This window comes from Kribbella sp. NPDC048837 (genome assembly GCF_055586945.1).
In genome coordinates this window covers 184,079-197,735 of sequence record NZ_JBVJHF010000006.1, presented here as the reverse complement: position 1 = coordinate 197,735, position 13,657 = coordinate 184,079, and the positions used below count along the sequence as shown (strand labels likewise).

Annotated in this window: 12 protein-coding genes, 2 tRNA genes and 1 pseudogene; 8 read left to right on the top strand and 7 right to left on the bottom strand. The window is 68.0% G+C overall.

What is annotated here, in order from left to right; genetic code table 11:
* Together ACZ6O0_RS27540 and ACZ6O0_RS27535 are read right to left on the bottom strand one after the other, a co-directional pair.
* Positions 1 to 852, bottom strand: coding sequence for a 3-methyladenine DNA glycosylase (locus ACZ6O0_RS27540; RefSeq protein ID WP_465767875.1), 852 nt, complete (start codon positions 850 to 852; stop codon positions 1 to 3).
* Positions 849 to 1,331 (bottom strand): GNAT family N-acetyltransferase, encoded by a 483-nt coding sequence (locus tag ACZ6O0_RS27535; protein ID WP_465767874.1) that lies wholly within the window; start codon positions 1,329 to 1,331, stop codon positions 849 to 851. The genes ACZ6O0_RS27540 and ACZ6O0_RS27535 overlap by 4 nt, the downstream gene beginning before the upstream one ends.
* Before the next feature lie 41 nt (positions 1,332 to 1,372).
* On the opposite strand from ACZ6O0_RS27535, the gene ACZ6O0_RS27530 reads away from it, so the two are divergent.
* The 5 genes from ACZ6O0_RS27530 (at position 1,373) to ACZ6O0_RS27510 (ending at position 4,946) form a co-directional block, all read left to right on the top strand.
* The gene (locus ACZ6O0_RS27530; RefSeq protein WP_465767873.1) at positions 1,373 to 2,161 is read left to right on the top strand and encodes a fumarylacetoacetate hydrolase family protein; all 789 of its coding nucleotides are present in this window, start codon (positions 1,373 to 1,375) and stop codon (positions 2,159 to 2,161) included.
* Positions 2,154 to 3,677, top strand: a complete 1,524-nt coding sequence (gltX, locus tag ACZ6O0_RS27525) for a glutamate--tRNA ligase (RefSeq protein WP_465767872.1) — start codon at positions 2,154 to 2,156, stop codon at positions 3,675 to 3,677. The genes ACZ6O0_RS27530 and gltX overlap by 8 nt, the downstream gene beginning before the upstream one ends.
* A complete protein-coding gene (locus ACZ6O0_RS27520) occupies positions 3,674 to 4,603 on the top strand; it encodes a lysostaphin resistance A-like protein (RefSeq protein WP_465767871.1) in 930 nt (309 codons plus the stop codon). Before gltX ends, ACZ6O0_RS27520 begins: the two co-directional genes overlap by 4 nt.
* A gap of 117 nt (positions 4,604 to 4,720) precedes the next feature.
* Positions 4,721 to 4,792, top strand: a tRNA-Gln gene (locus ACZ6O0_RS27515).
* A gap of 78 nt (positions 4,793 to 4,870) precedes the next feature.
* Positions 4,871 to 4,946 (top strand) — tRNA-Glu (locus tag ACZ6O0_RS27510).
* Positions 4,947 to 5,012: 66 nt separating this feature from the next.
* Here the strand turns inward: ACZ6O0_RS27510 and ACZ6O0_RS27505 are convergent.
* Together ACZ6O0_RS27505 and ACZ6O0_RS27500 are read right to left on the bottom strand one after the other, a co-directional pair.
* Entirely contained in the window at positions 5,013 to 6,101 is a 1,089-nt protein-coding gene (locus tag ACZ6O0_RS27505) for a helix-turn-helix domain-containing protein (protein WP_465768288.1), read from the bottom strand.
* Positions 6,102 to 6,116: 15 nt separating this feature from the next.
* Positions 6,117 to 6,476 (bottom strand): annotated as a pseudogene (locus ACZ6O0_RS27500) (PucR family transcriptional regulator ligand-binding domain-containing protein); the annotation flags it as partial.
* Between the two features lie 115 nt (positions 6,477 to 6,591).
* Here ACZ6O0_RS27500 and gabT point away from each other — a divergent pair.
* Positions 6,592 to 7,926 (top strand): 4-aminobutyrate--2-oxoglutarate transaminase, encoded by a 1,335-nt coding sequence (gabT, locus tag ACZ6O0_RS27495; RefSeq protein ID WP_465767870.1) that lies wholly within the window; start codon positions 6,592 to 6,594, stop codon positions 7,924 to 7,926.
* A gap of 22 nt (positions 7,927 to 7,948) precedes the next feature.
* Here gabT and ACZ6O0_RS27490 read toward each other — a convergent pair whose 3' ends face one another.
* Complete coding sequence (locus ACZ6O0_RS27490) at positions 7,949 to 8,131, bottom strand: hypothetical protein (RefSeq protein ID WP_465767869.1); 183 nt, start codon at positions 8,129 to 8,131, stop codon at positions 7,949 to 7,951.
* Positions 8,132 to 8,311: 180 nt separating this feature from the next.
* Here ACZ6O0_RS27490 and ACZ6O0_RS27485 point away from each other — a divergent pair, with 180 nt between their 5' ends.
* Together ACZ6O0_RS27485 and speB are read left to right on the top strand one after the other, a co-directional pair.
* Complete coding sequence (locus ACZ6O0_RS27485) at positions 8,312 to 9,523, top strand: serine hydrolase domain-containing protein (RefSeq protein ID WP_465767868.1); 1,212 nt, start codon at positions 8,312 to 8,314, stop codon at positions 9,521 to 9,523.
* Between the two features lie 31 nt (positions 9,524 to 9,554).
* Positions 9,555 to 10,622: an agmatinase gene (gene speB, locus ACZ6O0_RS27480; protein ID WP_465767867.1), complete on the top strand. Its 1,068-nt coding sequence runs from the start codon at positions 9,555 to 9,557 to the stop codon at positions 10,620 to 10,622.
* A 19-nt stretch (positions 10,623 to 10,641) separates the two neighbouring features.
* Here the strand turns inward: speB and ACZ6O0_RS27475 are convergent, their stop codons facing one another.
* Positions 10,642 to 12,210 (bottom strand): APC family permease, encoded by a 1,569-nt coding sequence (locus ACZ6O0_RS27475; RefSeq protein ID WP_465767866.1) that lies wholly within the window; start codon positions 12,208 to 12,210, stop codon positions 10,642 to 10,644.
* Positions 12,207 to 13,652, bottom strand: coding sequence for a gamma-aminobutyraldehyde dehydrogenase (locus ACZ6O0_RS27470; RefSeq protein ID WP_465767865.1), 1,446 nt, complete (start codon positions 13,650 to 13,652; stop codon positions 12,207 to 12,209). Before ACZ6O0_RS27470 ends, ACZ6O0_RS27475 begins: the two co-directional genes overlap by 4 nt.
* Between the last annotated feature and the right edge of the window lie 5 nt (positions 13,653 to 13,657).

Sequence of the window (13,657 nt, the reverse complement as noted above, 5' to 3'; positions counted from 1 at the left end):
CTAGCCGAGGAGAGCGTCGCAGAGGTCGACGAGTTGCCGGCGGAGCGGGCGGGCGCGCCCGGCGAAGGCGCGTTGGGCGGCGGCGTACTCGGCTTTGCCCGCCGGAGTTTCGATCAGCACCGGCTCGTAGTCCAGGGCTGACAGGTCGTACGGCGACGCGCGCATGTCGAGGGTGCGGATGTCGCGGGCCAACTCGAAACAGTCCAGCACCAGGGCGCTCGGAGTGAAGGGCATGAGCTTGGCGGCCCATTTGTAGAGGTCCATGTTGGCGTGCAAACAGCCGCCCTGTTCGAGCGAAGGCTGGGATTCGCGGGTCGGCTGCAGCACGTTCAACGGGCGTGCGGGCGACGTGAAGAAGCGGAACGCGTCGAAGTGGGAGCAGGCGATCTTGTGGGACTCGACCACCTGGTCGGTGCCGGCGGCGCCCAGCCGCAGCGGCCATTTCTCATGCCGTACGGCGGAAGTCCGGTAGACCATCGCCCATTCGTGCAGCCCGAAGCAACCGAACTGCGGTTGCCGATCCAGCGTCGTCGCGAGCAGCCGGCGAATCCACCGGATGCTGTCCGCGCGACGCGTGATCTCCGCCGGATCCAGGGACGCGGCCCCGTCGACGTACGTGTATCCGCGGCGACCGTCGTACTCGGCGGCGTTCTCGAGGAGAACCCCGGGGCCGGGGTGCCAGACGCGGAGCTGGTTCGGCCGGGTGGGGTAGTAGGTGAAGAGGAAGTCCTCGACCGGGTGCGGTTCGCGGCGGCTCCGGCGATCCAGGTGGTCAGCGACCAAGGCGTCCACCCGGCGGTGATGGTCCGCCGCGAGGGACGTCCACTCCGGAGAGGTCAGCGTGACAGTCACAGGTCCAGGGCGAAGGCCCACAGGTCGACGCCCGCGATCGGCGACCAGTCGCGGTCGGGGAGGCGGACGAAACCGAGGCGTTCGTACAGACGGTGGGCGGTGGTCATGTAGGTCGCGCTGCTCATGACCATGCGGGCCAGGCCCAGCTCCCGGGTGCGCTCGATGCACCGCTCGGTCAGCGCTGTCCCGATGCCCAGTCCGCGTGCTCGGCCGGCGACTCCGAGCATCCGGAACTCGCCCTCGTCGTCCAGACCGATCTCCCGGTAGACCGAGCCTGGCGGACAGTAGGTCACCGTGCCGAGCAAACCGGTGGCATCGGCTGCGACCCACACCTCCGCCTTGGCCGCCCGGTCCGCGGCCGCACGCAGCGTCATCGCGTAGTCGCCCCGGACGAAACCGTCGTGCGAATAGGCCTCCACGGTCAGCTCACCGACCGCGTCGTACTCGGCCGGAAGGGCCAGGCGGATATCAACAGTCACCGGATAACTGTCTCACTCCCGTGCGACGGTAGGCTCGGGCCGTGCGTATCGCCAGATTCTCCGTCGACGACGAACCGAAGTACGGCGTCGTCGAGACCGACGACCCCGAAGGACTCGTGGGCACCGTTGCCGTGCTCGACTCGGACCCGCTCTACCGGCCGGTCCAGTTCACCGGGGAGAAGCTGCAACTGGCCGACGTCCGGCTGCTCGCGCCGGTGATCCCGCGCAGCAAGGTGGTCTGCGTCGGCCGCAACTACGCCGCGCACGCCGCCGAGCTCGGCAACGAGGTTCCCAAGGAGCCGCTGATCTTCCTCAAGCCGAACACGAGTGTGATCGGCCCGCGCGACGGCATCATCTATCCCGAGCAGACCAACGACCTGCACTTCGAGGGCGAGCTGGCGATCGTGATCGGCCGGATCTGCCGGGACCTGCCCAAGGAGCGGGTCAACGAGGTGATCTTCGGCTACACGGTGGCCAACGACGTGACCGCCCGTGACCTGCAGAAGAGCGACGGGCAGTGGGCCCGGGCCAAGGGGTACGACACGTTCTGCCCGCTCGGCCCGTGGATCAGCACCGAGCTCGACGTGTCCGACGTCCGCGTCACGACGGTGCTGAACGGCGAGCCCAAGCAGGACGGGCGGACCTCGCAGTTCATCTTCGACATCCCGGAGGTGCTGGCCTACATCACCTCCTTCACCACGCTGCTGCCCGGCGACGTGGTGCTCACCGGCACCCCCGCGGGCGTCGGCCCGATGCTGCCCGGCGACGAGGTCGCGGTCAGCGTCGAAGGAATCGGAACTCTGACGAACAAGGTGATCGTGCGTGACTGACCGGCCCGACAACGACGTACTGGGCGACCTCGAGCCGAACCAGGTCCGGGTGCGGTTCCCACCGTCCCCGACCGGCCTGCTGACGGTCGGCAACATCCGCAGCGCGCTGTTCAACTGGGCGTTCGCCCGGCACTACGGCGGCACGCTGGTGCTCCGGATCGAGGACACCGACCAGGCCCGGAACACCCCGGAGGCCCTGGGCTACACGCTCGAGTCGCTGCGCTGGCTCGGCCTGAACTGGGACGAAGGCCCCGAGGTCGGCGGCGAGTACGGTCCGTACCAGCAGTCCGAGCGGATGGACATCTACGCCGATGTCGTCGCCAAGTTGCTCGCCGCGGGCAAGGCGTACCACTGCTACTGCTCGCAGGAGGAGCTCGACCAGCGCCGCGAGGCCGCCCGGACGGCCGGCCAGCACAGCGGGTACGACGGCCACTGCCGCAATCTCACCCCCGAGCAGGTCCAGGCGTACGTCGACGAGGGCCGCCGGCCCGTGGTCCGGCTGCGGATGCCCGACCGGCCGATCGTGTTCGACGACCTGGTCCGTGGCGAGATCACCTTCCTGCCGGAGAACCTGGGCGACTACGTCCTGGTCCGGGCGAACGGTTACCCGCTCTACCCGCTGGTGAACCCGGTCGACGACGCGCTGATGGAGATCACCCACGTCCTGCGCGGCGAGGACCTGCTCCCGTCGACACCGCGGCAGATCGCGCTGTACGAGGCGCTCGCCGAGATCGGCATCGGCTCCGGCCGGACGCCGCGGTTCGGGCACCTGCCGTTCGTGATGGGCACCGAGGGCAACAAAAAGCTGTCCAAGCGCGATCCGGGCGCGGGCCTCGGCGAGTACATGGAGCGCGGCTTCCTGCCCGAGGGCCTGCTGAACTACCTGGCCCTGCTCGGCTGGTCGATCGCCGACGACCGCGACGTGTTCACGATGGCGGAGATGGTCGAGGCGTTCGACATCCGCAAGGTGAACGCGAACGCGGCCCGGTTCGACCCGAAGAAGTGCGAGGCGATCAACGCCGCGCACATGCGGATGCTGCCGGCCGACGACTTCGGCCGGCGGATGATCCCGTTCCTGGCCAAGGCGGGCGTGCTCCCGGCCGCGCCCTCGGCGGACCAGCTCGCGCTGCTGCAGGCCGCCGTACCGCTGGTGCAGGAGCGGATGAACTCGCTGTCCGAGTCGGTCGACATGCTCGGGTTCCTGTTCGTCGAGGACGCCGCGTTCACGATCGACCCGGATGCCGCCGCGAAGGTGCTCACCGGTGACGCTGGTGCGGTCCTGGAGGCATCGGCCAAGGCTCTCGCGGACGTCGACTGGAGCACCGAGGCGATCGAGGCGGCGTTGCGGGCCTCGCTGATCGACGGGCTCGGGCTGAAGCCGAAGAACGCGTTCGGCCCGGTCCGGGTGGCGATCTCCGGACGCCGGATCTCGCCGCCGCTGTTCGAGTCGCTGGAACTGCTCGGCCGGGAGAAGTCGCTGCACCGGCTCGAGCAGGCCCGTCGTACGACGTCATGACCGTAAGCCCATCGGCTGACGCGGAAGCCCCGACGTACCTGCGGCTGCTGCGGAACCCGTTCGCACCGCGCGGGTACGTCGTCCTCGGGGCGCTCGCGATCCTCGTCGGCTGGATGTTCGCGAGCCTGATCATCCTTGGGTTCCAGCAGACCATCCGGAAGGATCCCGAGGGCACGGTCTCGTGGCTCGGGCTGCTGGCGACGAACCTGTCGCTGATCGTGCTGATCCCGCTGTGCATCCTGGTCGCGCGGACGCTCAACCGGCAGACCCCGGGGCTGTTGTCCTCGGTGGTCGGCCGGCTGCGCTGGAAGCCGATGGCCTGGTTCGCGCTGGCGGCGGTGGTGCTCGAGCTGGTGATGCTCGCGGTGATCCAGTTCGGTGGCGTCGAACTCGCCGGTGGCGAGCGTCATGGTGGTGGAGCCGCGCCGGACGCGGTTGCCGTGATCGCGGTCACCTTGCTGACGTCGACGTTCCAGGCAGCAGGGGAGGAGTACTTCTTCCGCGGCTACCTGCTGCAGGCGGTCGGTGCGCTGGTGCGGAGTTCGGTCGTGGCGATCCTGGTCACGACCATTCTGTTCACCTTCGCCCACGGGATCTGGCCGTGGCAGAGTCCGGCGCTGTTCCTGGACCGGTTCGCGTTCGGCCTGGTCGCCGGTCTGCTCGTCGTACGCACGGGTGGTTTGGAGGCCTCGATCGCGGCGCACGCGGCGAACAACGTGGTGACGTTCATCTTCGCGGCACTGACGGACAGCGTGGGGGCGAGCCTGGGTGTGCAGGACGCGCCGTGGCCGCTCGTGACGGTCGACGTGGTGAAGTTCGTGGCCTTCGGTGCGGTCGCGTTGTGGCTGGCCCGGAAGATCAAGCTGGAGAACGTCTGCACGCTGCCGCTGACCGGAGCGCCGGACCCCGGGAAGAGACTGGTGTGACGGGAGTGACAACCGGCCGGAGGGGGGCCGTTTTGGTGTCCGGGCCCTTGCTCGGGTACTCTCTTCGAGCCAGGTTGTGAGGGCGGAGACAAGCTCACAACGGTGGTGAAATGCCTTTGGGGTATGGGGTAATTGGCAGCCCGTCTGATTCTGGTTCAGTTAGTCTAGGTTCGAGTCCTAGTACCCCAGCGGATTGGACCGCACCGATGAAAATCGGTAGAGTTCAACCTCGTTGCCCGGCCCGGATGGGCCGGACGACAACCCTCTGGCCCCGTTGTGTAGCGGCCTAGCACGCCGCCCTCTCAAGGCGGTAGCGCGGGTTCGAATCCCGTCGGGGCTACCAGGTGGGAAACGCGTCCGGTCGGCTTCTCGGCCGGCCGGACGCGGAACACAGCGAGTGGATCTGGATCTAGGCCAGTCCCCGGCGGCGCAGGAGTAGCCACAGTTCTGCGCTGACGTCAGGATCAGCGAGCGTGACTCGAAGCGCCGTCTCGCAACGAGCGATCCGATGCCGCAGCGTGTTGCGGTGCACGCCGAGCACACGCGACGCCGGCTCCCATTGACCGTGATGCCGCAGGTAGCCGACCAGGGCTTGGCGCAAGGGCTCGGTCAGCTGATCAACAGCGCTGCCCAGTTGCGCGGCGAGATCGCGGTCGTACGGTCGCGCCGATGGCGACGTCAGCAGGCGCGTGCCTGCGCCAAGCGTGCCCAACGTCGAAGTGACCAGCACCCGGACAGGCGCCGCCTGCGTCACCGGCACCACCTCCGACAGAACCGCGGTCGTCGCAGGGTCGACCCGTCGGACCGCATCCTCCAGATCGTTGGCCGGCGGGTGGTCGACGGGTACCAGGAAGCAGGCCGTCCGCCGATCTATCCGCACTGCAATCGCGTCGGCGCACCAGCGGTGGACAACATCGGTGAGGACGCTGCTCTCCCGGCCTCGCAGCGCGAGTATCCGGAGGTGGTCCGGTGGACTCGGTGCCTGCACCGCGCCGGCCAGCCGTCGCGCGGGTTCCACGAACCCCAGGTCCACCAGGAGACCAACGCAGCGTTGCGCCTCGTCGCTGACGGACTCTGCGTGAGACCGTCGAACGGCATCCAGACTCAACAGCGCCCCCGCGGTCAGCACCACGCTCCGCTTGGTTGGCGCAAGAGGCGCCGATGTGCCCACGGCGAGGAACCCCACGATCGCTCCGCCGGCCGCCAACGGGTACACGATCACTGCCGCCGACTTGGTGGAGAAGGAAGCAGCCGAGTGCACGCCGGCGCCCTTCAGTCGGACGATGTCGCTGCGAACCTGCTCGGCCTCCTCGGCGGCCGCGGCGGGAAACACGTGGTCGACTTCACCCGTCGGCGTGAAGGCTGCCGCCCAGCCGTCCAGTGATCTGCCCAGGGTGCGCAGCACCGTGCGGATCGGACCGGGTGACGCGGCAGCATCGACCAGGGCCCGCTGCGTGGCCAGAACGTCCTTGAGTTGACGCTCGGAGGAGCGGGACACAGCGGCCCAGTACGCCTTCGTGACGCGAAGGAACGGAGTCGGCTCCGGGACGGTGAGAAGGGGTAGGTCGAGCTTTCGACACGCCGCCAGAAGCGGCGGTGGAATGTCGGCGTGCACCGGGCCCAGCCCGAGGCCGAGCGCGCTGAGGCCCGCCTCGGCCAGACGTCCGACGTACCGTTCGCATCCCAGCCTGCTCTTGGGAAGGGACAGGCCGGTCGTGAGCAGCAGCTCACCGCCGGTCAGGTAGGCGGTCGGGTCGAGAAGCTCGCTGATGTGGACCGCGGACAGCTCGCGCGCCGGAGCGGTGAACCCCGGAGCCGGCGCGAGGTCCGCGCCCAGGGACCGGCAGAGCGCGGCAACCGTAGGAGCGGCCACGAAGCCTCCATGTGCGATTCATCCCACAAGCGGCAATCTCTTGTGCATTTTATCCAATGAAGGGCGCCGATGGTCTCCGTAGGGTCGTGCTGTCCTGAGTGAATGGAGCAACTTCATGGCACAGCCCGAGCAGCGGCGCGTTCTCAAGACCGCGATCCCCGGACCGAAGTCGGTCAAGCTGCAGCAATACCGCGCGGCCGAAGTCGCCACCGGGTTCGGCGTCGCGCTCCCTGTGTTCATCGACCAGGCCGGCGGCGGTGTCCTGGTGGACGTGGACGGCAACCACCTGATCGATCTCGCGTCAGGCATTGCCGTGACCAGTGTCGGTTCCTCCGATCCGGAGGTCGCCCGTCGCGTGTCCGAGCAGGTGCAGCGGTTTACGCATACCTGCTTCCTCGTCACTGAGTACGAAGGCTTCGTGGATGTCGCCGCAGCGCTCAACCGGCTGACGCCCGGCGACCACGAGAAGCGCACCGCGCTGTTCACCACCGGCGCGGAGGCAGTGGAGAATGCCGTCAAGATCGCGCGCACCTATACCGGCCGGAACGCCGTGGTCGCTCTCGGCCACGCTTACCACGGTCGCACGCTGTTGACGATGACGATGACGGCCAAGAACGTTCCGTACAAGCAAGGCTTCGGGCCGTTCGCACCCGAGGTCTACCGGGTGCCCTCGCCGTACCCGTACCGCTGGCCGGGCGGTGCGGAGGTAGCCGCAAGCGAGGCGCTGACCCAACTGGACGAGATCGTCACCACCCAGATCGGTGCTGAGAACGTTGCCGCCATCGTCGCCGAGCCGATCCAGGGCGAGGGCGGATTCATCGTGCCGCCGGCGGGTTATCTGAAGGGTGTCGAGGAGTTCGCTCGCGAGCACGGCATCGTCTTTGTCGCCGACGAGATCCAGACGGGCCTGGGCCGCACCGGTGCCATGTTCGCCTGCGAACACGAGGGGGTTGTTCCAGACCTCATCACCACGGCCAAGGCGCTGGGAGGCGGGCTGCCGCTGTCGGCGGTCACCGGCCGCGCCGAAATCATGGATGCCGTGAACACCGGCGGTCTGGGGGGCACCTACGCCGGCAACCCGGTGGCCTGCGCAGCGGCCCTCGCCGCGCTCGAGGTCATCGAGCGGGACGGGTTGGTCGAGCGCGCGCGCCACATCGAAGAGGTACTCCGTCCGCGCTTGGAGGCTCTGATGGGGGAGGGCTCGCCGGTGGGCGAGGTGCGCGGTCGCGGCGCGATGCTTGCCATGGAGTTCGTACGACCTGGAACGACAAAGCCGGCGCCGGAGCTCGCGAAGGCTGTGACCGAGTCGTGCCACAGTCAGGGTGTCGTCACGCTCATGTGCGGGACCTACGGCAACGTCGTGCGGCTTCTCCCTCCACTGGTCATCACCGACGACCTCCTGCTCGACGCCGTCACCGTGATCGAACGGGCGGTGCAGGGCGTGAGATGAGCATGGTCCCTGGTTGCGCGGCCTACTTCACGTAGGCGATCGGCGCGACCGCAGGTGTGGGTTCGGTCAACTCGGACCGGTAGTGCTTCCGGACACCCTCGATGTAGCAGAGCTCCTCACTCGACTCGAACTCGACGTACGGCCCGGTTCCGTGGGGCGAAGACCCGGGGATGCGCACCGTCCCAGGAGTCGTAGTAGACGACATAGTGGAAAAGATTGAACGCCGTCGGTCCCACGAAGTAGCTGGGCTGCTCGTTGGTCCGGAAGAAGGTCCGGATCTCGGGGATACCGCGAAGGTGCCGGCGGCCGGTGCCTCAGCCGATCGGCCCTGCTCGGACCGACCCTGGCTCACCATCGCATCCTGGGTGTGCCTACTGTTCGCTCCATGCGCATGATGGCCGGATTCCCGCCACCTGAGGATGCTCGTGTCACGCTGTCCAACTGGCAGGATCCGACCAGTGTGCGCTGGGCCTTCCGGCACATGCGGGAGATCATGCCGACCCAGGTCATCCCCGCACGCCGCGGATCGGTCACGTCCTTGCCGACCGCCACCCCTCCCGACCTGGCCGGCATCGCGGTGACCGCGATGTCGGGTGCCGAGTCGAGCGTGGAGGAGGTCTTCGAGAGGACCTCGACCGATGCTCTGCTGGTGCTGCATCGTGGCAGCCTGCTGACGGAGCGCTACTATGCCGGCTGCACAGAGACGACCCCGCACCTGCTGATGGCGGTGTCCAAGTCGATCGTGGGTTGCGTCGCGGGCATCCTGGTGCATCGAGGGCTGCTCGACCCGGTATCGGTGATCTCGCGCTATGTCCCCGAGGTCGCGGGCTCCGCGTACGGCGACGCGACGGTGCGGCAACTGCTCGACATGCGGACAGGCGTGCGGTTCCGGGAGATCTACGACTCTGAGGACGCGGAGGTCCGGGTCATGGAACGCTCGATGGGCTGGCAGCCGCGCCTCGAGGGTGATCCGGTCGGCGCCTACGCCTATCTGACCACCCTCGGGCGGGCCGAGGCTCACGGCGGGCCGTTCACCTACCGGTCGGCGGACACCGACATGCTCGGGTGGGTCTGTGAGCGCGCCGGCGACCTCCGGATGGCCGACCTGGTCTCCCGCCTGCTGTGGCAGCCGATGGGTGCCGAACGCGATGCCGAGATCACCTGTGATGCCGCCGGCTCCGCCATCCACGACGGCGGCATCTCCGCGGTCCCCCGCGACCTTGCCAGGTTCGGACAGTTGCTACTCGACGACGGCCGGATCGGCGGCGCCGAGGTCGTGCCCGCGACCTGGCTCGAGGACTCCTGGCAGCGCCCGCAGGACGTCCGGGAGGCGTTCGCGGTAACGGACAACGAGGACGTACTGCCTGGTGGCTGGTACCGCAACCAGTTCTGGTTCGTGCCGACAGCCCGTGGCGTCGCCCTTGTCTGCCTGGGCATCCACGGCCAGATGGTCTATGTCAATCGGGGCACCGGCTTGGTCGGCGTGAAGCTGTCGTCGTGGCCGACCCCGCAGCACACCGCGTCGCTCGTCGACACGCTCCGTGCGTTCGGCGCGATCGGCGCTCACCTCGAGGTAGCGGCGACGGCCGAGTCTTGACGTGATGGTGGGTCGCTCCAAGACTCGATGCATGACCAGGTACGGGCAGCAGTTCGGCCCCGACTTCACCTTCCTCGGGGTCCCGATGTGCGACCTCGACGACCCGTCGACCTACAGCGACGCGGAAGCGGTGATCCTCGGCGCCCCGTTCGACGGTGGTACGTCGGCTCGCTCAGGCGCGCGCTTCGGGCCGATGGCGATCCGGATGCGCGACTATCTGCCGTTCGACGGTGAGCGGCCCAGCCTGGCGCTGCGCACAGATGGGCTCAAGGACTTGCGCGTGGTCGACGCCGGTGACGTCGAGATGTACTCCGGCGACATCGAGCAGGCCCTGCCGGCCCTCGAGGCCGCGGTGGAGACGGTCGCCCGGTCGGGGGCGATCCCGGTGATCCTCGGAGGAGACCATTCGGTCACCTACCCCGACGCCAAGGGTGTCGCCAACGTGCTCGGCCACGGACGGATCTCGATGATCCACTTCGACGCCCATGCCGACACCGGCGACATCGAGTTCGGGTCGCTGTGGGGACACGGCCAGCCGATGCGCCGGCTGATCGAGTCGGGCGCGCTCCGAGGCGACCGGTTCCTCCAGGTCGGCCTCCGCGGTTACTGGCCCCCACCCGAGACCCTGGACTGGATGGCAGGTCAGCGGATGCGTTCCTACGAGATGACGGAGATCGTGCACCGCGGCCTCGACGAGTGCTTGAGCGAGGCCTTCGTCATCGCCATGGACGACTGCGACGGCGTGTTCCTGTCCGTCGACGTCGACGTCTGCGACCCCGGGCACGCCCCGGGCACCGGCACGCCCGAGCCCGGGGGTCTGAGCGCCCGCCAGTTGCTCGACGCCGTACGCCGCATCTGTCTCGAGCTTCCAGTCGTGGGAATCGACGTCGTGGAGGTCGCGCCGCCCTTCGACCATGCGGAGATCACGGCCGCCCTGGCCAACAGGGTCGTCCTCGAGGCACTCTCGGCCGTGGCGCGCAAGCGGCAGGACGAGCGGGACGGGACCCGCTGGAACCCGGCTCAGCCGCTGCTCGACGACCGGACCCCGCCCGAGTCGGAGCCGCCACACCACGGCAGCCACCTGGGCCACCACGAGTGAGGTCGGCCCGGCCGGCCGGCTACGGCTCCTCGACAATCAGGGCGGGCGTGTCCTGGACCAGCGTCTCGCCGCGGAAGTACGCGCCATCTCTGGCGCGCTGCCACAGCATGAAGACGATGCCCACGAGGATCATGCCGAGTCCCAGGATCAGCACAAGGCCGACCCCACCGATGCTCGCGCCGCTCCCGTAGTCAGGGGAGGCGCTGTCGCGCAGCGTGATGATGAACACCCAGCCCAGCCCGAGACCACCCAGCAGCGGAAACACCAGCTTGAACACGATGCTGCTGAAGTCGGTGAGCAGTTCCTTGCGGAAGAACCAGATGCAGGCGAAGGCGGTCAGCCCGTAGTAGAAGCAGATCATGATGCCGAGCGAGTAGATCGTGTCGGTCAGCACCCGCTCGCTGACGAAAGTCAGCAGCGTGTAGAAGATCCCGGAGCCGACGCCGGCGGCAATTGTGGCGAAGGACGGCGTCTTGTACACCGGGTGGACGGTCGCGAACCGCTGCGGGAAGGCTCGGTAGATGCCCATGGCCAGCATCGTGCGCGAGGTCGGCAGGAACGTCGTGACCAGGCTGGCCGCGCTCGAGGCCAGCACCGCCAGGAACAGCACCAGGTGGAGTCGGCTGCCGAGGATCGGCTCTGCGAGCGCACCGAACACGTTGTCGGCGATCTCCTCGTTGGCCAGTCCGTTGCCCGTATCGCCGACGCCGGCATACATCTGCAGCGCGATCGCCACCAGCAGGTACGTCAGCAGGATCGACAGCACGCACAACAGAGCGGCGCGGCCGGGAGTCCTGTCGGCATCGACCGACTCCTCGTTGACGGTGAGTGCGGTATCCCAGCCCCAGAACGCGAAGATCGACCCGGAGAGCCCCGCGACGAAGGCCGACATGGTCAGGCCGGACGGGCTGAACCAGCTGAGATCGAACGGGATCCCGGTGGCGGAGTCGGCGGCCTTGGCGAACGCCGCGATGACGAAGATCGCGAGGACCGCGAGCTGGAACAGCACCAGGACGATCTGAACTCGCTCGGTCGTGGTGATCCCGCGGTAGGCGATCCAGGTCGCGATCGCGAGGAAGACCAGGCAGGTGGCGACGTTGACACCCCGGTTCTCCCACAGCGTGCCGATGTTGTCGGAGCTGAACGCGTCACCGAGGAACTGGTAGAAGAACTGGACCGCGACGCCGGCGAGGTTCGACAGGACAATCACCGTCGCGAGGATCGCGGCCCAACCGCCGAGCCACCCGATCCAGGGACCGAACGCCTTGGTCGTCCAGGTGAACGACGTGCCGCAGTCGGGCGCCACCTTGTTGAGCTCCCGGTAGGCGTAGGCCGCGAAGAACATCGGCAGGAAGCCGGCGATGATGACCACGGGCATCTTCTCGCCCGCGGCGGCGACGAGGATGCCGATCGTGGCCGTGAGCGCGTACGCGGGAGCCACCGACGAGATTCCGAGGATGGTGCCGCCGAAGAGTCCGACAGCACCCTCTGACAGGCCCTTGTCGACGAGGTCGGCTTCGGCCTCGTGGTGAGGATCGTGCTGGTCTGCGTGGAGACTGTGGTGGCCGTCTCCGGTCGGGGCGCTCATCCCTCGAACCCGTGGTAGAGCATCACGTGCTTGATGCGCGTGTAGTCCTCGAAGCCGTACATCGAGAGATCCTTGCCGTAGCCGGAGTGCTTGAACCCGCCGTGTGGCATCTCCGCGACGAGCGGAATGTGGGTGTTGATCCAGACACAACCGGCATCGATGCGGGCCGCCATGCGGGCCGCCCGGCCGACATCCCTGGTCCAGACGGATGCGGCGAGCCCGAAGCTGCTGCCGTTGGCGAACCGCAGCGCCTCCTCCTCGTCAGAGAACTTCTGGACCGTCAGCACCGGTCCGAAGATCTCGGTCCGGATCAGCTCGTCGTCCTGCCGGAGGTCGGCGACGACGGTCGGCTCGTAGAAGAACCCGGTACCACCGACCCGGTTGCCGCCGGTCGTGACGCGGGCGTGCTCGGGGGCCCTGTCGACCAGGCCGGAGACGTGGCCGAGCTGGGTGGCGTTGTTGATCGGCCCGTAGAGGATGTCCTCGTCCTTCGGGTCATAACCGGTCCTGGTGTTCTTGGCGGCCTCGGTGAGCTCGCTCACGAAGTCGTCGTACACGCCCTGCTGGGTCATCACCCGGGTGGCCGCGGTGCAGTCCTGCCCGCCGTTGAACAGGCCCCCCACGGAGATGCCCTCGACCGCGGCGGCGATGTCGGCGTCGTCGAAGACCACGACCGGTGCCTTGCCGCCGAGCTCCAGGTGTGCCCGCTTCAGATCCTGCGCCGCCGCGGTGGCGACCGCTATGCCCGCCCTGGTCGAACCAGTGATCGAGACCAACTGCGGGATCGGGTGCTTGGTCAACTCCGCGCCGGTGTCACGGTCGCCGCAGACCAGGTTGCAGACACCCGGCGGGAAGATCTCCTGCATCTTCTCCACCATCCAGTAGGACGATGCAGGGGTCGTGTCCGACGGTTTGAGCACCACCGTGTTGCCCGCCGCCAGTGCGGGCGCGAACTTCCAGACCGACATCATCATCGGGTAGTTCCACGGGGCGACCTGGCCGACCGGCCCGACGGGCTCGCGGCGGATGGAGGAGGTGAAGCCGCGCATGTATTCGCTGCTGGCCCGTCCCTCCAGGACCCTGGCCGCCCCGGCGAAGAACCGGATCTGGTCGACCATCGGCGGGATCTCTTCGGACATGGTCAGCGAGACCGGCTTCCCGGTGTTCTCCGACTCGAGGGCGACGAGTTCCTCGGCGTTCTGCTCGATCACGTCGGCGAGTTTCAGCAACGCGCGTTGCCGTTCGCTCGGGGTGGACCATCGCCAGGTCTCGAACGCCTTCGCCGCCGCCTGGAACGCCTGGTCGACGTCGTGCGCGTCCGAGTTCGGCGCCGATGCGTAGACCTCGCCGGTCGAGGGGTTGATGACGTCCATCATCGCGCCTGACGCGGATGCCTGAACCTCACCGTTGATGATGTTGTGGAAGATCTTCTTCTCGAACACGGCAA